17 protein-coding genes and 1 other RNA gene are annotated in these 17,183 nt (G+C 48.6%); 4 read left to right on the plus strand and 14 right to left on the minus strand.

What is annotated here, in order from left to right; genetic code table 11:
- Positions 1 to 11: 11 nt before the first annotated feature.
- The 6 genes from gcvT to HGT71_RS08560 form a co-directional block, all read right to left on the minus strand.
- Positions 12 to 1,106 (minus strand): glycine cleavage system aminomethyltransferase GcvT, encoded by a 1,095-nt coding sequence (gcvT, locus tag HGT71_RS08535; protein ID WP_214217411.1) that lies wholly within the window; start codon positions 1,104 to 1,106, stop codon positions 12 to 14.
- Positions 1,107 to 1,450: 344 nt separating this feature from the next.
- Positions 1,451 to 2,107, minus strand: a complete 657-nt coding sequence (pncA, locus tag HGT71_RS08540; RefSeq protein WP_214217412.1) for a bifunctional nicotinamidase/pyrazinamidase — start codon at positions 2,105 to 2,107, stop codon at positions 1,451 to 1,453.
- An 11-nt stretch (positions 2,108 to 2,118) separates the two neighbouring features.
- Positions 2,119 to 3,324 (minus strand): FAD-dependent 2-octaprenylphenol hydroxylase, encoded by a 1,206-nt coding sequence (gene ubiI / locus HGT71_RS08545; RefSeq protein ID WP_214217413.1) that lies wholly within the window; start codon positions 3,322 to 3,324, stop codon positions 2,119 to 2,121.
- A gap of 15 nt (positions 3,325 to 3,339) precedes the next feature.
- Positions 3,340 to 4,518, minus strand: coding sequence for a 2-octaprenyl-6-methoxyphenyl hydroxylase (ubiH, locus tag HGT71_RS08550; protein ID WP_214217414.1), 1,179 nt, complete (start codon positions 4,516 to 4,518; stop codon positions 3,340 to 3,342).
- Positions 4,515 to 5,861, minus strand: coding sequence for a Xaa-Pro aminopeptidase (gene pepP, locus HGT71_RS08555; RefSeq protein WP_214217415.1), 1,347 nt, complete (start codon positions 5,859 to 5,861; stop codon positions 4,515 to 4,517). Before pepP ends, ubiH begins: the two co-directional genes overlap by 4 nt.
- Positions 5,862 to 5,899: 38 nt before the next feature.
- Positions 5,900 to 6,469, minus strand: coding sequence for a YecA/YgfB family protein (locus tag HGT71_RS08560; RefSeq protein ID WP_214217416.1), 570 nt, complete (start codon positions 6,467 to 6,469; stop codon positions 5,900 to 5,902).
- 163 nt (positions 6,470 to 6,632) lie between these two features.
- Between HGT71_RS08560 and zapA the strand changes: the two genes are divergently transcribed.
- From zapA to HGT71_RS08575, 3 genes are all read left to right on the plus strand, one after another.
- Complete coding sequence (zapA, locus tag HGT71_RS08565; RefSeq protein ID WP_048912634.1) at positions 6,633 to 6,962, plus strand: cell division protein ZapA; 330 nt, start codon at positions 6,633 to 6,635, stop codon at positions 6,960 to 6,962.
- A gap of 41 nt (positions 6,963 to 7,003) precedes the next feature.
- Positions 7,004 to 7,187, plus strand: a non-coding RNA gene (gene ssrS, locus HGT71_RS08570) — 6S RNA.
- Positions 7,188 to 7,268: 81 nt separating this feature from the next.
- Positions 7,269 to 7,874, plus strand: coding sequence for a 5-formyltetrahydrofolate cyclo-ligase (locus HGT71_RS08575; protein WP_214217417.1), 606 nt, complete (start codon positions 7,269 to 7,271; stop codon positions 7,872 to 7,874).
- Between the two features lie 20 nt (positions 7,875 to 7,894).
- On the opposite strand, the gene serA is transcribed toward HGT71_RS08575, so the two are convergent.
- Complete coding sequence (gene serA / locus HGT71_RS08580; RefSeq protein WP_214217418.1) at positions 7,895 to 9,133, minus strand: phosphoglycerate dehydrogenase; 1,239 nt, start codon at positions 9,131 to 9,133, stop codon at positions 7,895 to 7,897.
- A 206-nt stretch (positions 9,134 to 9,339) separates the two neighbouring features.
- Positions 9,340 to 10,032, minus strand: coding sequence for a ribose-5-phosphate isomerase RpiA (gene rpiA, locus HGT71_RS08585; protein WP_214217419.1), 693 nt, complete (start codon positions 10,030 to 10,032; stop codon positions 9,340 to 9,342).
- Positions 10,033 to 10,183: 151 nt separating this feature from the next.
- On the opposite strand from rpiA, the gene HGT71_RS08590 reads away from it, so the two are divergent.
- Positions 10,184 to 11,086 (plus strand): LysR family transcriptional regulator ArgP, encoded by a 903-nt coding sequence (locus HGT71_RS08590; protein WP_048912651.1) that lies wholly within the window; start codon positions 10,184 to 10,186, stop codon positions 11,084 to 11,086.
- Here the strand turns inward: HGT71_RS08590 and HGT71_RS08595 are convergent.
- The 6 genes from HGT71_RS08595 to epd form a co-directional block, all read right to left on the minus strand.
- A complete protein-coding gene (locus HGT71_RS08595; RefSeq protein WP_214217420.1) occupies positions 11,028 to 11,795 on the minus strand; it encodes an oxidative stress defense protein in 768 nt (255 codons plus the stop codon). The two genes, HGT71_RS08590 and HGT71_RS08595, sit on opposite strands and share 59 nt — an antisense overlap.
- Positions 11,796 to 11,807: 12 nt before the next feature.
- The gene (locus HGT71_RS08600; RefSeq protein WP_214217421.1) at positions 11,808 to 12,434 is read right to left on the minus strand and encodes a LysE/ArgO family amino acid transporter; all 627 of its coding nucleotides are present in this window, start codon (positions 12,432 to 12,434) and stop codon (positions 11,808 to 11,810) included.
- Positions 12,435 to 12,566: 132 nt separating this feature from the next.
- Positions 12,567 to 13,418 carry a small-conductance mechanosensitive channel MscS gene (gene mscS / locus HGT71_RS08605; protein WP_099824031.1) on the minus strand — a complete coding sequence of 284 codons (852 nt, stop codon included), beginning with the start codon at positions 13,416 to 13,418 and terminating at the stop codon, positions 12,567 to 12,569.
- Between the two features lie 170 nt (positions 13,419 to 13,588).
- Positions 13,589 to 14,668, minus strand: coding sequence for a class II fructose-bisphosphate aldolase (fbaA, locus tag HGT71_RS08610; protein ID WP_048912641.1), 1,080 nt, complete (start codon positions 14,666 to 14,668; stop codon positions 13,589 to 13,591).
- An 87-nt stretch (positions 14,669 to 14,755) separates the two neighbouring features.
- Positions 14,756 to 15,919, minus strand: coding sequence for a phosphoglycerate kinase (pgk, locus tag HGT71_RS08615; protein WP_099824033.1), 1,164 nt, complete (start codon positions 15,917 to 15,919; stop codon positions 14,756 to 14,758).
- A gap of 40 nt (positions 15,920 to 15,959) precedes the next feature.
- Positions 15,960 to 16,988: an erythrose-4-phosphate dehydrogenase gene (gene epd, locus HGT71_RS08620; protein WP_214217422.1), complete on the minus strand. Its 1,029-nt coding sequence runs from the start codon at positions 16,986 to 16,988 to the stop codon at positions 15,960 to 15,962.
- Positions 16,989 to 17,183 lie beyond the last annotated feature (195 nt).

Consider the following 17,183-nt stretch of genomic DNA (forward strand, 5'->3'; position numbering starts at 1 on the left):
ATTCTCCATAATTAAATCAATGATTTGCCTGCACGGACAAAGCAGGGTTGAGTAACAGACACTGGCAGTTCACGCTGGCGGATCAATACGACAGCCTTATCCCCTACCGTTGCCGGCACCCGTGCAAGCGCGACACTGCAGCCCAAGGTCGGGGAGAAAGAACCACTGGTGATAACGCCTTGCTGAGGATTTCCATTGATATCGGTAAACGAGACAGGTAAGGCATTGCGAAGGACGCCTTTCTCATGCAGTACCAAACCAACCAGTTTTTCAGTGCCTTGCTCTTGTAAACGTTCGAGCGCCGCTCTGCCGATAAACTCTCGTTCTTCCGGTTGCCAAGCCACCGTCCAAGCCATATTCGCGGCAAGCGGGTTAATCGACTCATCCATCTCTTGCCCATAAAGATTTAATCCCGCTTCGAGGCGCAAGGTATCTCGCGCCCCTAAGCCAGCAGGTTTGACGCCTACCGCAAGTAACGCTTGCCATAGCGATGCAGCCTGCTCGGCAGGGAGTGCGATTTCATAGCCGCGCTCACCGGTATAGCCAGTGGTCGCGATAAACCAGCCGCCGCTTTCCACTGAGAAGAAGGGCTTTAGTTCCGCTACGGCGGCTCGCTGTTCAGCACTCATCACCGATTGGCTTTTCTCTATTGCCTCAGGGCCTTGTATTGCGATAAGCGCTAAGTCTCGTCGCTCCTCAATTTGAATACCATATTCTTTAGACTGTTCTGAGATCCACGCTAAATCGTTTTCGCGTGTTGCAGAGTTGACCACTAATCGGAAGTGTTGCTCGTCGATAAAATAGACAATTAAGTCATCGATAACGCCTGCCGAGGCATTTAGCATGGCGCTATAGAGCGCCTTACCAGGCTGCGTCAATTTAGCCACATCATTGGCTAACAGATAACGTAGAAATTCTCGGGTACGAGCGCCAGCCAGGTCGACAATGGTCATATGGGATACATCAAACATGCCTGCTGCACGGCGCACGGCATGATGCTCATCAAGCTGGGAACCATAATGCTGTGGCATTAGCCATCCGTGGAAGTCGACCATGCGTGCACCACAGGCTTGGTGTTGTGCAAAGAGAGGGGTTTGTTGACTCATAACACTCCTTCTGCCGCGTAACATCGCGGTGAGTTAGCTTGCTTAGGTCGGGCTTTAGGACTAGAAACACAAACGTTATCCTTACTGCACGTTATCATTCATTCCATCGCTTAGCCATAAGGTGAAATAGGGGCAAACCCGTGATGCACCAAAATGGAGCAGATACGCTTAACCAGAGGTGATTGATAAGATAGGGCGGGAATAAGTAGGAAAATGGCGACAAAAGCCGACATCTAGAGAGAATGCTAAGACAGACTCTTAGACTGACTTATCTTAATCCGACTATTTTACTAGCTTTCGGATTAGTTTTTCTAAGGGTAGAAATGGTCAATAATTAGAATAAATCAGCTTTCACAACCTTGGTGCAATTGCTGAGATGTGAGGAAAATCACACCAGCATCTTGCATCGCCAGCTTGGCGCGTTGCAGTGACCCGTCAATATCGATCGCTCGGCAAGCATCCTCTACTACCCAAGTGGCTAATCCCGCTTGAGCTGCGTCTATAGCCGTCCATGCAACACAGAAATCTGTGGCAAGTCCGGTTATCACCACCTGATCGACCCCCTGCGCTTGCAGCCAAGCGAGAAGCCCGGTTGAGGTACTGCGATCGGCCTCTAAAAAGGCAGAGTAGCTGTCGATGGATTGATGGACCCCTTTACGGAGAATCAATCTGGCATGAGGAAGGGATAAATCATTTGATAACTCGGCCCCGACACTCCCCTGTATACAGTGGTCCGGCCATAAGCATTGCGGGCCATAGGGCATATCAATCACTTGGTAATCTTGATACCCCGGATGAGAGGAACTAAAGGAGGAATGGCCAGCAGGATGCCAATCTTGGGTAATAACCACCTGCTGAAATAACGGTGCAATCTGGTTAATGGCCGGGATCACTTCATCTCCCCGAGGCACCGCTAACGCTCCCTGCGGCAGAAAATCGTTTTGAACATCGACGACAAGCAGTGCCGTATTATTGCCTATCGCAATCGAACGATCAGCCATCTCCCCTCCTTCTATTTACGCAGCCACTCGGGTAAATCGTGTTCACCCAAGGCTTGCTTAATTAGCTGTGGTTTAATCCCAGGTAGCTTATCCGCAAGGGTTAAGCCGATATCACGCACCATTTTTTTCAGTGGATGTTGCCCTGCAAAGAGGTCTTGGAAGCTTTGCATACTCGCCAGCATTTTGGCTGCACTGAGCTTTCTTAGGCGTTCATAGCGGCGAAGATAGAGGTGTTGACCAATATCTTTACCCTCTTGCTGTAGACGAAGAAGTTGGCCGATAAGCTCTGCAGCATCCATAAAGCCGAGGTTCACTCCCTGCCCCGCCAGCGGGTGAATGGTATGTGCCGCATCACCCACTAACACAAGTCGATGGCTGGCAAATTGTCGGGCGTAACGCGCCGTTAACGGGAATGTTCTACGTTCACTGTTCAGCGTACAAGGTCCTAACTGCATATCAAATGTGACAGCCAGTTGCTGACAGAATAATGATTCGTCCATTAGGCTCAGCTTTTTCGCGGTTTGCGGCTCTGTGGACCAGACAATTGAACAATGGTGCGGGTCTTCAAAAGGAAGAAAGGCGAGAATGCCTTCGCCGTGGAAAACTTGGCGGGCGACACCTTGGTGAGGCTGTTCGGTACGGATATTCGCGACTAACGCGTGATGCTTGTAATCCCAGAAGGTTAGAGGTATATCGGCTTTTGCTCTGAGCCAAGACTGGGCGCCATCTGCTGCCACCATCAAGCGGGCGGTCATCATGCTGCCATCTTGTAAGCTGACAAAGGTCTCGTTGTCACCGAAGGCGGTCTGGACTAGGGCGGCATTAGGGATAAGCGTAATATGCGACAGTTTTTCTGCCTGACGCCATAGGGCTGCATGCAGTACAGAATTTTCGATGATATACCCTAAGCCGTGGCCACCCAGCTCGCCGTCATCGAAGGCGATATGTCCGAAGCTATCTTTTTCCCAGACTTTCATGCCGTGATAACAGCTGGCACGCATTTGCAGAATATCTTGCCACACCCCCAATTTTTCTAAGAGACGTTGGCTTGCTCGGTTAATTGCCGACACCCGCACCGATAGGGGATCCTGTGGGCTGAAGTGTGGCGCCGCCCCTTGTTCGAGGACCGCAACGCTAAGTCCTGACTCTTTAAGACCACACGCGACTGCGAGGCCGACCATTCCCCCACCAGCAATAATAATATCGTAGCTTTGCATGAATATTCTCTTAATTTAACGTTTAACCCAGCCTAAGGTTCGGCTAGCGAGGTGGTGCTTTAACCCGGTAACGCGTTCCATCGCGAGTAATCCTAGGTTACGGCCAATAATGAGAGGCAGGTTATCATTGGCAAAGAGTCGGACTAAACCATCGGTGATGGCAATGGTTGTTGCACGGTCTTGTGCTCTTCGCTGTTGGTAGCGATTCAATACACTAAACTGCCCCATATCCTGCTGCTGTTTATCAGCTTCTGCTAGGGTTTCGGCCAAACTCATCACATCCCTCAGCCCAAGGTTAAAGCCCTGGCCTGCAATAGGATGAAGAGATTGCGCAGCATTACCAATCACTACGGCGCGGTGTGTGATCAACGACTGCGCTTGATGCAAGCTTAGTGGATAGGATTCACACTGGCCAACTTGTGTAAATTGCCCAAGCCGCCAGCCAAACTCTCGTTGTAATTGCTGCAGGAATGACGACTTATCAGCCGCTAATAGCCTTTCACTGGTCGATGCTGATACGCACCACACCAAGGATAAACGGTTATCTGACATCGGCAGTAGGGCAATAGGCCCATGCTGAGTGAAACGTTCGTACGCTCGGCCATTATGTGGCGTTGAAGTACTCACATTCGCGATAATGGCAACTTGCTGGTAATCATCACGTTGCCAAGTAAAGCCAGCTTGAGTCGCCAAAGCAGATCGACTGCCGCTGGCGATGACTAACGTCTGTGCGTCTAGCGTTTGACCGCTTTCCAGTGTGACCGATACCTGCTGTACCGTACGGGTCATCTCGACCACTTTTTCCGGGCAAAGCAGCGTGACACCGGGTGCCTGTTGTAACTGTTTAAACAGAACTTTCCCTGCCGCTTGCAGTTCGATCACGTTACCCAAGGCAGGTAAATGGTAATCTTCTCGACAGAGTTCGACTTGGCCAAGATGACCGCGGTCAGAGACATGGATGTCGGTAATAGGCGTTGCGTAAGGCTTCAGTGCCGACCAGACACCGATACGCGCAAGTTGCTGGCAGGTTCCCGCCGCCAGCGCTATCGCTCGGCTATCAAACCCGGGGTGGGCGGTATCCTGCGGGGAGCTCCCCTCGATGAGAGTGACCGGAATGTGACCCTGCGATAAGGTGGAAAGCGCAAGCGCAAGCGTTGCCCCAGCCATCCCACCGCCGACAATAATTACGCTCATAGTGGCTTATTTTCACCTTGACGAAGTGCCTGCGCCGATTGCATTAACTGCTCAATGGCATCAGGATCTTTCACGACCTGCTCGGTTAAATTTTCATGCCCGGTTTCGGTGATCACGATATCGTCTTCAATACGAATCCCAATGCCACGATAGCATTCAGGCACCTTGGCATCGGGGGCAATATAAAGACCCGGTTCAACGGTTAATACCATGCCCGGTTCTAGGACTCGGCTACGATCCGCGCCGCCATAATGGCCGACATCATGCACATCCAGACCAAGCCAGTGGCTTAAACCATGCATAAAATAGGGACGATACGCTTTCTCTTCGATCAATTGCGTTATCTCGCCTTCTAAAATCCCTAAGCGCACTAAGCCTTCAACCTTGATACGCACAACCGCTTCTGTCACCTCAGCGATGGTTACGCCAGGACGATACAGGGATAAGGCAGTCGTTAAGGCTTGCAAAACAATCTCGTAGAGTTGGCGTTGTGGTGCGGTAAATTTTCCGTCGACAGGAAATGTTCGGGTGATATCCCCTGCGTAGCCATGTCGCTCGCAGCCCGCATCGATCAGGACTAAGTCACCCTGTTTAAGTTGAGATTCATTTTCAGTGTAATGAAGAATGCAAGCATTATCGCCCCCTCCGACAATCGTATTGTAGGAGGTGAATCGAGACCCGTGTCTAGAGAATTCATGATGGATTTCGCCTTCCAACTGATACTCATGCATGCCGGGCTGACATTGCTGCATTGCGCGCTGGTGGGCGAGCGCACTGATGCGCCCAGCCTCACGTAAGATCGCCAGTTCTTCTTCATCTTTAATCACGCGCATTTCATGGACGATGGGTCGCCAATCGATGACAGTGGTCGGCGCGCTAAGATTTTGCCGCGATCCTTCACGCAAGGTTTTTAATGCAGCGGCAACTTTTTTATCCGCAAAGTCGTATTCGCCACTGGCATGATAAATCGTGGTTAACCCATTAAGCACCTGCGCCAGTTGCTCGTCTATTTCTCCCCATGGGAGCGCACGGTCAACGCCAAGCTTATCGATTGCGGCTTCTTGACCAAGGCGGCGACCAAACCAGATCTCGGCATGGGGATCACGGTAACGGTTAAAGAGAATACTGTGGTTATGCTGTTCGTCACTCTTAATCAGAATGAGTAGTGCCTCAGGCTCGTTAAAGCCGGTGAAGTACCAGAAGTCACTATTTTGGCGAAAGAGATATTCGGTATCTCGACTTCGGGTAACCTCTGGCGCAGCAAAAATTAATGCCGCGCTACCCGGTACCATCTGTTTAAGCAAGGCCTGACGGCGTTGACAGTAATTTTTCTGAGAAATCATACCCTAAGCTCCCTGTTACCCATTTTACCGTGAGAGGATCAATGTAATGTTGGACCCTGTGTGACGGCTGAGGCATCCGATTGAGGTGTATTAAAGGTTTCATGACAGAGTAAAGCAGCGACTCTGACATATTCAATGACTTCCTCCAAAGATTGTGCAAGTTCTTCCGGATTTTCATCTTCGTCGTAGCCTAATTGAGCGATAGTGCGCAGATCGTCGATCGCTTCCCCGGCTTCTCCCTTCACTTTATCTAATTTCGGCTGTGTAACCCCTAAGCCTAGTAGAAAATGGTTTACCCAGCCGGCGAGTGCATCGGCGCGCTCAAAGACGTTATCACCTTGGTCATCCGGTAAATAGAGTTGAAAATTGAATCCGTCTTCCTCTAGCGAGTGCAATGTATTATCGTATACCGCTTGCAAGGATTGATTGAGTTGGACGGAGAAGGCTATACCTTCATTGGTGAGGTCATGAACCAGTGCTTTCCAGCTATGATCTTTAGTCCCACCGCAAAGAATTCCGCTGAGTAAACCATGCATCTCAGCGGCGGTCATACCGACACCTTGTGTCGTGAGTTCGCTATTAAGCGTGTTATAGTTCGGTGAAGTCATAATTATCCATAGTCTTAGGAAAGTGAAGTGAGGTCTATGCTACCATTAGCTCCCTCATCGATTCCAGAAAAGGGGTTGTAACTTCTGCCTCAGGTAGATATAGTGGCGCCCTTCCAGAGCAAGTGACTTTGGGAGCGGACAACGTAATTATCAGGAAGGTAACATGTCTGCGCAACCGGTAGATATTCATATTTTTGGTCGTTCACTGCGAGTGAATTGTCCTCCAGAACAAAAAGAAGCTCTACTTTCCGCGGCTGAAGATCTTGACCAGCGCCTGCAGGATTTAAAACACAGAACACGCGTTACGAATACTGAACAATTAGTGTTCATTGCAGCTTTGAATATTTGTCACGAACTTGCGCAAGAAAAGAACAAGACCCGTGATTATGCGAGCAATATGGAACAACGTATTCGTGTTCTGCAGCAGACTATTGAACAGGCTTTAGTCGAACAAGGGCGTATCAGCGATCGCCCAGAAAGTAAATTCGAATAATAGTTTTAGGGATCCTGTGCTATAATTATCCCTGAACAACGTATTCTCTGAGATGTTTGCAAGCGGGCCAGTCCCCTGAGCCGATATTTAGTACTACTAGAACGTGGCGCCTCATATCTTGTGTGCATGCTCGGTTCGTCCGAGAAGCCTGATAGGTATGACGACATGTTCACCTTGAACCAAGGGTTCAAGGGTTACAGCTCGCAGCGGCATCTCGGAGATCCCCCCTTCTCCCTTTTAGTTTTCCTTTACTGTCTTAATGTATCGCCCTATTATCCTTGAGTGCCCTCACAAGGATGTTATGTCATGGACTCATCTCTAGCTCAACAGCGCCAAGCTTTACGCCAGCATATGCGTCGCCTCAGACGTTCACTGAGTGATACTCAGCAATTCCAAGCCAGCCAGCAACTCGCTGAACACGCTATTCTTTTCTCTCCGATTGAACAGTCACACCGTATTGCGCTGTTTCTCTCAACGGACGGTGAAATTAATACTCGACCGCTTATTGCACGGTTATGGCATTTAGGGAAAAGTGTTTATCTCCCTCGTATCGATCCCACAAGTCCTACTTCCCTGATCTTCCAGCGATATACTCCACACACTAATTTGATAAAGCATCGCTTAGGGATGTTGGAGCCTGAGGAAAATAGCGAGGAGATCTGTGCCTTGACTGAGTTGGATGTGGTAATTGTGCCTTTGGTAGCGTTTGATAGCACTGGCCAGCGTTTAGGGATGGGCGGAGGGTTTTATGATCGCCTACTCGCCGATTGGCAGAAGACATCAGTTTTTCCGATTGGGGTGGCACATGATTGCCAGCTTCAGGAAGCGCTACCTATTGAATCTTGGGACATCCCATTACCTGCAGTGATTACGCCTAATCGGTTATGGCAATGGAACAATAAAGAGGCCTAACGGCCTCTTTGGTCTCAGCATTAGTAGAGAAGTCGAGCACGGATGGTGCCTGGAATTTCCTTCATCAGCTGTAACGCTTTATCTGCCACTTCTTGCTCAGCATCAACATCAATCACGACATAACCTAAGTGAGGCGAGGTCTGTAGGTACTGGCCAACGATATTAATATTTTGATCGCCAAAGATATTGTTAATCGCGGTCAGAATACCTGGGCGGTTCTCGTGAATGTGAAGAATACGACTCGCCGAGGCACTGTGTGTCGGCAGTGAGACTTCAGGGAAGTTGACTGCAGAAAGGGTTGAACCATTGTCTGAGTATTTCGCCAGTTTACCTGCTACCTCAATCCCGATGTTCTCTTGGGCTTCTTGGGTCGAACCACCGATATGTGGGGTTAAGATAACATTATCAAACTTGCAGAGCGGCGAGTCGAACGGATCGCTGTTAGAAGCCGGTTCAACCGGGAATACGTCGATGGCTGCACCACTTAAGTGTTTACTCTCCAAGGCATCACAGAGCGCAGGAATGTCGATAACAGTTCCGCGTGAGGCATTAATTAATAATGCGCCGGGTTTCATCGCTGCCAATTGATCTTTGCTGATCATATCTTGGGTATTCGCGGTTTCTGGAACGTGTAAGCTGACCACATCACTCATCGCCAGTAACTTATCCAGTGATTCAACCTGAGTTGCATTCCCCAGCGGCAGTTTGCTTTCGATATCGTAGAAGTAAACATACATACCCAAGCTTTCTGCTAACACACCCAGTTGCATGCCGATATGGCCGTAACCGATGATACCGAGTTTCTTACCGCGCGCTTCAAAGCTACCTTTAGCATTTTTGTTCCAGATACCACGGTGTGCTTTTGCATTAGCCTCTGGAATACCGCGCATCAGCAGTAATAGTTCACCGATGACTAGCTCGGCAACCGAGCGGGTATTAGAGAACGGGGCGTTAAAAACAGGAATACCGCGCGATGCGGCGGCCTTGAGATCAACTTGGTTGGTGCCGATACAGAAGCAGCCTACCGCAATCAGTTTCTCGGCCTCTGCAAAGATCTCTTCCGTTAACTGCGTGCGCGAACGTAATCCGACGAAGTGAGCATCGCGGATCGATTCCTTGAGTTGCTCTGGACTGAGCGCAGCTTTATGGAATTCGATATTGGTATAACCCGCTGCTTTTAAATTATCGAGGGCAGATTGGTGAACGCCCTCAACCAACAGAAACTTAATCTTGTCTTTTTCCAGTGAAACCTTAGCCATTACCCGACCCTATAAAAGTGATTTTCGTAAAATACCCTTAGCTAACTGCCAACATAAGAAAAAAATAGGCTAAGAGCAACACCCTGAAAAATTTTGAAACGATGGACGCAATCGTTTACCTTTGCGCCATTCAACGCCAAAACACTGTCTATTGCAGATGATTTAGCGTATTAACTCGAGGTGATCGTTATTTGTGATATAAATCACTATTTGTGGGTGGCGACTCTTTTTTCGTGGCCGTCAGGAATAATTTTCTTAACGCCGTTTTCATCGCCGATTAGCGCAATATCAGCGCCACGTTGAGCGAACAATCCAACCGTCACCACCCCTGGTAACGCATTGATGGCGACTTCTAATCTATCCGGATCGTCAATACGCAAATCGTAAACGTCGAGAATGATGTTACCATTATCGGTGACGATATCTTTGCGATACTCCGGGCGGCCACCAAGTTTTACTAACTCGCGTGCGACATAAGCTTGAGCCATGGGGATAACTTCGACCGGTAAAGGAAAGTGGCCTAAACAGTCGACCTGCTTCGATTGGTCTGCAATACAGATAAAGGTCTCGGCGACTGCGGCGATGATTTTTTCCCGGGTGAGCGCTGCGCCACCGCCTTTGATCATTTGTAGATCAGGATTAATTTCATCTGCGCCATCGATATATAGGGAAAGGGAGTCGATTTCATTTAGGTCGAAAACCGGAATACCATACGATTTTAAACGTTCAGTCGAGGCTTCTGAACTGGATACTGTACCAATAATGTCGTGTTTACGGGTGGCTAATGCATCAATAAAATGTGCTGCCGTTGTACCGGTGCCGACACCAACGATCGTATTGGGCTGAACATAGTCTAGCGCCGCCCAGCCTACTGCTTTTTTAAGTTCGTCCTGAGTCATGGTATGTTAAAACCTATACGTGTTGCGGTAGCCGTAGTATAAAACAAGCTTATCTAAAATAGTGATTTTTCATTGGTTGAAGTGTAGTTTTACGCATTCAATCTCAAAACCAACCGATTTTTTTCTTTCAGTCAGGGACTGAGAAAACATGATTAAAAGACCCGATTACCGCAATCTTCAAGCCCTTGATACTGTTATTCGTGAACGCGGATTTGAACGGGCGGCACAAAAACTCTGTATTACTCAATCGGCGGTTTCGCAGCGAATCAAGCAGTTAGAATCACAGTTTGGTCAACCTTTGTTGGTACGTACCGTGCCCCCTCGCCCTACCGAACAGGGCCAGAAGCTACTTGCTCTGCTTCACCAAGTTGAACTTCTTGAAGAGCAGTGGCTGACCGATGAAAAAGGCGGCACGACTCCCCTTCTGCTGTCTATTGCGGTGAACGCTGACAGTTTGGCGACTTGGTTACTGCCTGCCTTACGAGATGTGCTCGACGATTTACCGGTCCGCCTTAATTTACAGGTCGAAGATGAGAGCCGTACACTTGAGCGTCTACGTCGTGGCGAAGTCGTGGGGGCGGTCAGTATACAGCCTCGCGCCTTACCGAGCTGCCACGTTGATACCTTAGGTGCCTTAGACTACTTATTTGTCTCTTCACCGGATTTCGCTAAGCGCTATTTTCCGCAGGGTGTTAATCGTCAAACCTTGCTTAAAGCCCCGGCAGTCTCTTTCGATCACTTGGATGATATGCATCAAGCCTTTTTGCAGGAGAACTTCGATTTACCTCCTGGTAGCTTGCCGTGCCATATCGTTAACTCTTCTGAAGCCTTTGTGCAGTTAGCCAAACAAGGATCGGTCTGCTGTATGATCCCGCATCTGCAGATTGAATCGGAACTAGCAGAAGGCTCCTTGATTGACCTTACGCCAGGCTTATATCAACGCCGCATGCTTTATTGGCACCGATTTGCGCCTGAAAGTCGCGTGATGGGCCGCGTTACGGACTCTTTGGTTGAGTATGGTCGTCAGGTGTTGCGCCAAGAGTGCGAGTGTTAAGGGTAAAGACCACCTCGACGTTATCGGTAAAGTCGAGCTTTTGCTGTTGATAGGTTTGGTCGGGAGTGGTATCAGCGGCCGAAGCTTTTACGCTCATCATTCTTACCATCGGTAGGGTGACGTTACGTTGCGTCTGATAGTTAATGCTCCATACCGATCCCAGCGAGGCATTAAAACCTGATGCCAATCCTTTAGCCTTGGTGATCGCATCGGTAATTGCCGCCTGACGCGCTTGTTGCTGATACTGTTCGGGATGATTAACCCCCATTGATACCGAGCGAATATCGTTAAGCCCCGCGGTAAGCGCACCGTCTAATAAGGCATTAAGCTTGCCGAGCTGATGCAAGGTAACTTCGACACTTCGTGATGCCTGATAACCGGTCAGTTTCGGTTTGCCATGCTGTGAATAGTCATATTCAGCATGAGTGGTGACATTGGCAGCATTAATATCTTTATCGGTTACCCCTTGCTGATGTAAAAAATCGAAGTACCGTGCTACGCGACTGTCCACCTGCTTTTTAGCTTGCGATGCTTGCGCATGGCTAGCATTCACTTCAATAACGATAGTGGCCATGTCTGGCTGAGCTTGGACCTGCCCCTGCCCAGAGATGCTAAGATAAGGCGCGTTAGGTGTTGTTTCAGCCGATACTGATGACATCAAACCAAAACTCGCTCCAAGCAAGGCCATTGCAGTAAGTCGTTTCTTCATCGTTATGCTCCCTTATTCATAGTGCTGCCACATTATCACGCCTTCACTGGCCAGTCTAAACGCGAGTATCAGTAATAAGATGACGACGGTGAGCGAGATCACCTTTTGAATACGTGGCTGCATAAGTTTTGCTGACAATAATAGTGACACTGACGAGAGCAAATAGAACCAAAGGATTGAGGCTGAGATAGCCCCTGCGGCAAAGGTTAAGCGTAATGCTGCGGGAATCTGACTGCCAAGACTGCCAAGCAATACCACGGTGTCCAGATAAACATGGGGGTTTAGCCAGGTCACGGCGGTTAGCGTCATAAGCAGCTGCGGCAGTGAATTAACGCTAGCGCCTGCAACCTCCGGGATAATGGGGTGGCGGAAGGTTTTAAAGAGGCCATAACTGTACCAAAGCAAAAACACCACGCCCAACCATGTCATCCCCAGCATTAACAGTGGATAGCGGTGTAAAAATGCCGCGCCGCCCAATACGCCAGTCGTGATAAGGATCATATCGCTCACCACACAAAAGGTTGCCGCTAAGAAAGCATAGCACCGCAACATACCTTGGCGTAATACGATCGTATTTTGTGGACCGATAGGCAGTATCAACGCAGCACCCAGTGAAAAACCTTGTATAAAAACAGACATTTAAATCCCCCTTGATGACTTAGGGGTCTAGTGTGCGATAAAGCGCTAGGCGAAAGGAAATTAAAAAAAACGGGGGGTAATTAGTAAAATGAATACTCCACAGCCAGCTTGGCTGACTGCGGAGACGAGGTATTAGCTTTCGCTGCTGCGAACGAGGTGCACGTCCATTTGCGGGAATGGAATCCCGATTTGGTGCTTATCTAAGGCTCGTTTAAAGTCTGCCATTAGATCCCAATAGACCTGTTGTAGATCGTCGCTCTTGCTCCAGCAACGTACAATAAAGTTAAGTGATGAAGGGGCCATCTCGTTCAATGCCACGACAATCCCTTTTTCTTTAATGACACGCTTATCTGCCTCGACCACTTCACGCAGTACTTTCATTGTCAGGTCAATATCAGCATCGTAAGCCACGCCAATGATAAATTCATTGCGGCGCTCTGGTTCACGTGAATAGTTGATAATTTTACCTGTAAAGATTGAGCCGTTCGGAATGACCGCAATCTTACCGTCGGAGGTTCTCAGCGTAGTTTGGAAGATTTGTACGTTTAAAACGGTACCCGAACATCCACCAACATCCACGAACTCCCCAACTCGAATAGGTCTGAAGGTAACCAACAACACACCGGCTGCAAAGTTCGAGAGTGAATTTTGTAACGCTAAACCAACGGTTACACCGATGGCACCCAGTACAGCAATGAAGGAGGCGGTTTGTACGCCCACTCGGCTGACTGCAGCAATCAGGGTAAAGGCGATAATCGCGTAGCGGACAATCATCGAGATAAAGTCGGCGACTGTTTGATCGATATGACGCGAGAGTAATACTTTATTGATGGCTCTTGAAACGATTTTCGCAACGGTAAACCCGATAAAGAGAATGACCAGCGCCGCGGCGATATTCACTACATAGCTTAATAAAAGTGACTGGTTCTTTTCAATCCAAGTCCCGGCATTATGTAAGCCGTTTACTACGTTAAGATCTTGCATTAAATCTTCCTGTCGTTAGTTCCCAAAAAAATAGCACTGAGCATCTTTGAAAGACGTCCCATAAAAAGGGTAACTAAAAACCCGCGAATTGCCAACCTCGCCGGGTAACTTCAAGAAATTTACTATGCTAAATGGAGAAAACGCCAGCAGAGCTGGCGTTTGGGAAGGGATTACAGACGGTCGATGGCATTCAGTTCACGGAAGGCTTGCTCTAAGCGAACAACCATTGAACTTTGTGCCGCACGTAACCAGACACGTGGGTCGTAGTATTTTTTGTTTGGCTTATCGTCACCTTCTGGGTTACCCAGTTGGCTTTGGAGGTAGCCTTCGTTCTTTTTGTAGAACTGCAGGATACCGTCCCAGTTTGCCCATTGCGTATCGGTATCGATGTTCATTTTGATAACACCGTACTCGATAGACTCTTTAATCTCTTCTGCTGAAGAACCCGATCCGCCGTGGAAGACAAAGTTCAGGCTGTTGTGAGGAAGGTTATGCTTCTCACTCACGTAGTCTTGCGAATTTCTCAGGATTTTTGGCGTCAGTTGGACGTTACCTGGCTTATAAACCCCGTGTACGTTACCGAATGATGCGGCAATGGTGAAGTTAGGACTGATAGCGCTGAGTTTTTGGTAAGCGTAGTCAACATCTTCAGGCTGAGTATAGAGCGCCGAGTTATCGAGGTGTGAGTTATCCACACCATCTTCTTCCCCGCCTGTGCAGCCTAATTCAATCTCAAGCGTCATTCCCATCTTCGCCATACGCGCAAGGTATTGACCGCTGATTTCGATATTCTCTTCTAGTGACTCTTCGGACAGATCGATCATATGTGAAGAGAACAGTGGCTTACCGGTATTTTTAAAGTGTGCTTCGCCTGCATCCAGCAATCCGTCGATCCATGGCAGTAATTTTTTCGCACAGTGGTCGGTATGAAGAATAACCGGTACACCGTATTGCTCAGCCATCAGATGGACGTGTTGCGCACCCGTGATGGCACCAAGGATAGCCGCTGCTTGTGGCTTATCTGAGGTAAAACCTTTACCTGCTAGGAATGCTGCACCGCCGTTTGAAAACTGAACAATCACCGGCGCTTTAGCTTTGGCTGCAGCTTCTAATACCGCATTGATTGAGTCAGTACCGATGCAGTTGACTGCTGGTAACGCGAATTTATTCTCTTTAGCTACTTGGAAAACTTTTTGTACGTCTTCACCCGTAACGACACCCGGTTTTACGAAATCAAAAATTTTAGACATAAGTGTTGTCCTGTTTCGTTGGTCGTAAGCTGAGATCATCTTTTCAGCGGTAGAAAATAGAGGAGAGATAGCCCTCCTCTGAATTTATTATTGTTTCGCACGCTCTTCTAACATTGCTACAGCTGGGAGCTTTTTGCCTTCCACAAACTCAAGGAATGCACCGCCACCCGTGGAGATGTATGAAATTTTATCTTCAATACCGAATAGGTCGATTGCCGCCAGCGTATCACCGCCACCGGCGACTGAGAACGCATCGCTATCTGCGATAGCATTAGCCACGATTTCAGTTCCTTTACGGAAGTTAGGGAACTCAAATACGCCCACTGGGCCGTTCCACAGAATAGTTTTTGCTTCTTTTAAGATCTTGGCCATTTGCGCTGCAGTTTCATCACCAAAATCCATGATCTCTTCGTCATCTTGAATTTCGTTAACTTTCTTCACGGTAGCAGGAGCCGTTTCGGAGAATTCGGTCCCGACACGTGAGTCAACTGGAACCGGGATCCCATGTTCATCACGGAGCTTTTTCGCAGCTTCAACAAAGTCTGGTTCGTACAGTGACTTACCAACGTTATTCTCGATTGCAACGAAAGTGTTGGCAATGCCGCCTCCGACGATGACGGTATCGGCAATGCCGACTAAAGATTGCAGTACATCAAATTTGGTGGACACTTTAGATCCCCCTACCACTGCAACCATAGGGCGAGCTGGGTTGCTCATCGCTTTACCTAGCGCTTCAAGTTCTGCTGACAGCAGTGGACCGGCACAGGCGATAGGCGCAAATTTACCTACACCATGGGTAGAGGCTTGAGCACGGTGAGCCGTACCGAATGCATCCATGACAAAGACGTCACACAGCGCTGCATATTTTTTCGCTAAGGTTTCGTCATCTTTCTTCTCGCCTTTGTTAAAGCGAACGTTTTCCAGTACCACCAGCTGACCCGCCTCAACGTTTACGCCGTCAAGATAGTCTTTTGCCAGGCTAACATCTGTGCCCGCAAGCTTATCTTTCAGGTAGTTCACAACAGGCAGCAGAGAGAATTCTTCGTTATATTCGCCTTCTGTTGGACGACCTAAGTGAGAGGTCACCATTACTTTCGCGCCTTGCTTCAGGGCTTGTTCAATGGTCGGTAGTGATGCACGGATACGCGCATCTGACGTCACTTTCCCATCCTTGACTGGCACATTAAGATCAGCACGAATCAGAACACGTTTTCCAGCAAGATCCAGATCGGTCATTTTGATTACAGACATGGTGAATCCTCTTATTGATTCTTTAAGTTTATCCCGCCGCTTAGGCGACAGGTTTGAAAGTGTTGTCAGACATCGCTAAACAGGTGTCGATCATTCGGTTTGCGAAGCCCCATTCGTTATCACACCATACTAACGTTTTTACCAGGTGTCCTCCACTGACTCGCGTTTGCGAACCATCCACAATCGCACTGTGGGGATCATGGTTAAAGTCGGCCGAGACCAGGGGTAGCTCGGTATAGTCGACTATACCATGAAAGCAGCCATTGGCAGCTTCCTGCAATAGGTGATTAACCTGCTGCGCCGTCACTTTTTGTTCGAGCGTTACGCTAAGATCGATTGCGGTAACATTGATGGTCGGTACCCGTACCGCAATCGCTTCAAATCGGTCGAGAAACTTTGGAAATATCCGGGTAATACCTGCCGAGAGTCGCGTATCGACGGGAATTATCGACTGGCTTGCCGCGCGGGTTCGGCGCAGATCTGAATGATAAGCGTCAAGAACTTGTTGATCATGCATCGCTGAATGGATGGTGGTAACCGTTCCGGATTCAATACCGAAAGCGTCATCCAAAAGCTTGATCACAGGGATAATACAGTTGGTGGTACAAGAGGCATTGGAAACAAACCGATGTTCAGGCAGGAGCGTGTCATGGTTCACACCATAGACAATCGTTGCATCTAAGTCGGGTTCACCTGGATGGGCAAAAAGAACTTTACGCGCCCCAGCCCGATGGTGCGCTTCACCATCAGCCCGGCTGCCGTAAACGCCGGTACAATCTAGGACCACATCAATATCGAGATCACCCCATGGCAGTTCGTCGATAGATGAATGATGCAGTAGCGTAATCGCATCTCTACCAATAAAGAGTTGCTCGCCTTCTAACTTAACTTCCCATGCGAACTGACCATGGGTGGTATCATATTTTAAAAGATGTGCCATACCACGGCTTTCGGCGACTTCATTTATCGCAACGACGGTAACCTCTAGGTGACGGCCTGTCTCATACAGTGCCCGCACAACAGCCCGACCAATTCTACCAAAACCATTAATCGCAATTCTGAGGCTCATTGCTTATCTATCACCTTGATCAACGTAGGGGCCAGTTGCCCTTTTACTAAGATTATCTTTTGAGGCTACAACGATTTGATAAATTTAGATACCCAATTTTAAGCCGAGCGGTCTCTATCGACTTGAGAATAAATCAACTGCCGAAGCAGCGGAATGATAGAGATCAACAGTCATTTCTAAAATACGATCAAGATC

It is taken from the genome of Rosenbergiella epipactidis, assembly GCF_018494055.1.
GTDB classification, from domain to species: Bacteria; Pseudomonadota; Gammaproteobacteria; order Enterobacterales; family Enterobacteriaceae; genus Rosenbergiella; species Rosenbergiella epipactidis.

What these genes read in the sequence shown, in the direction of transcription:
- HGT71_RS08600 (WP_214217421.1), bottom strand. Translation starts at nt 12,434, where the DNA reads ATGTCTGTTTTTATACAAGGTTTTTCACTGGGTGCTGCGTTGATACTG.
- HGT71_RS08595 (WP_214217420.1), bottom strand. Translation starts at nt 11,795, where the DNA reads ATGAAGAAACGACTTACTGCAATGGCCTTGCTTGGAGCGAGTTTTGGT.
- rpiA (WP_214217419.1), bottom strand. Translation starts at nt 10,032, where the DNA reads ATGACTCAGGACGAACTTAAAAAAGCAGTAGGCTGGGCGGCGCTAGAC.
- ubiH (WP_214217414.1), bottom strand. Translation starts at nt 4,518, where the DNA reads ATGAGCGTAATTATTGTCGGCGGTGGGATGGCTGGGGCAACGCTTGCG.
- HGT71_RS08575 (WP_214217417.1), top strand. Translation starts at nt 7,269, where the DNA reads ATGGACTCATCTCTAGCTCAACAGCGCCAAGCTTTACGCCAGCATATG.
- fbaA (WP_048912641.1), bottom strand. Translation starts at nt 14,668, where the DNA reads ATGTCTAAAATTTTTGATTTCGTAAAACCGGGTGTCGTTACGGGTGAA.
- serA (WP_214217418.1), bottom strand. Translation starts at nt 9,133, where the DNA reads ATGGCTAAGGTTTCACTGGAAAAAGACAAGATTAAGTTTCTGTTGGTT.
- pgk (WP_099824033.1), bottom strand. Translation starts at nt 15,919, where the DNA reads ATGTCTGTAATCAAAATGACCGATCTGGATCTTGCTGGAAAACGTGTT.
- pepP (WP_214217415.1), bottom strand. Translation starts at nt 5,861, where the DNA reads ATGATTTCTCAGAAAAATTACTGTCAACGCCGTCAGGCCTTGCTTAAA.
- ubiI (WP_214217413.1), bottom strand. Translation starts at nt 3,324, where the DNA reads ATGCAAAGCTACGATATTATTATTGCTGGTGGGGGAATGGTCGGCCTC.
- zapA (WP_048912634.1), top strand. Translation starts at nt 6,633, where the DNA reads ATGTCTGCGCAACCGGTAGATATTCATATTTTTGGTCGTTCACTGCGA.
- HGT71_RS08560 (WP_214217416.1), bottom strand. Translation starts at nt 6,469, where the DNA reads ATGACTTCACCGAACTATAACACGCTTAATAGCGAACTCACGACACAA.
- mscS (WP_099824031.1), bottom strand. Translation starts at nt 13,418, where the DNA reads ATGCAAGATCTTAACGTAGTAAACGGCTTACATAATGCCGGGACTTGG.
- gcvT (WP_214217411.1), bottom strand. Translation starts at nt 1,106, where the DNA reads ATGAGTCAACAAACCCCTCTCTTTGCACAACACCAAGCCTGTGGTGCA.
- pncA (WP_214217412.1), bottom strand. Translation starts at nt 2,107, where the DNA reads ATGGCTGATCGTTCGATTGCGATAGGCAATAATACGGCACTGCTTGTC.
- epd (WP_214217422.1), bottom strand. Translation starts at nt 16,988, where the DNA reads ATGAGCCTCAGAATTGCGATTAATGGTTTTGGTAGAATTGGTCGGGCT.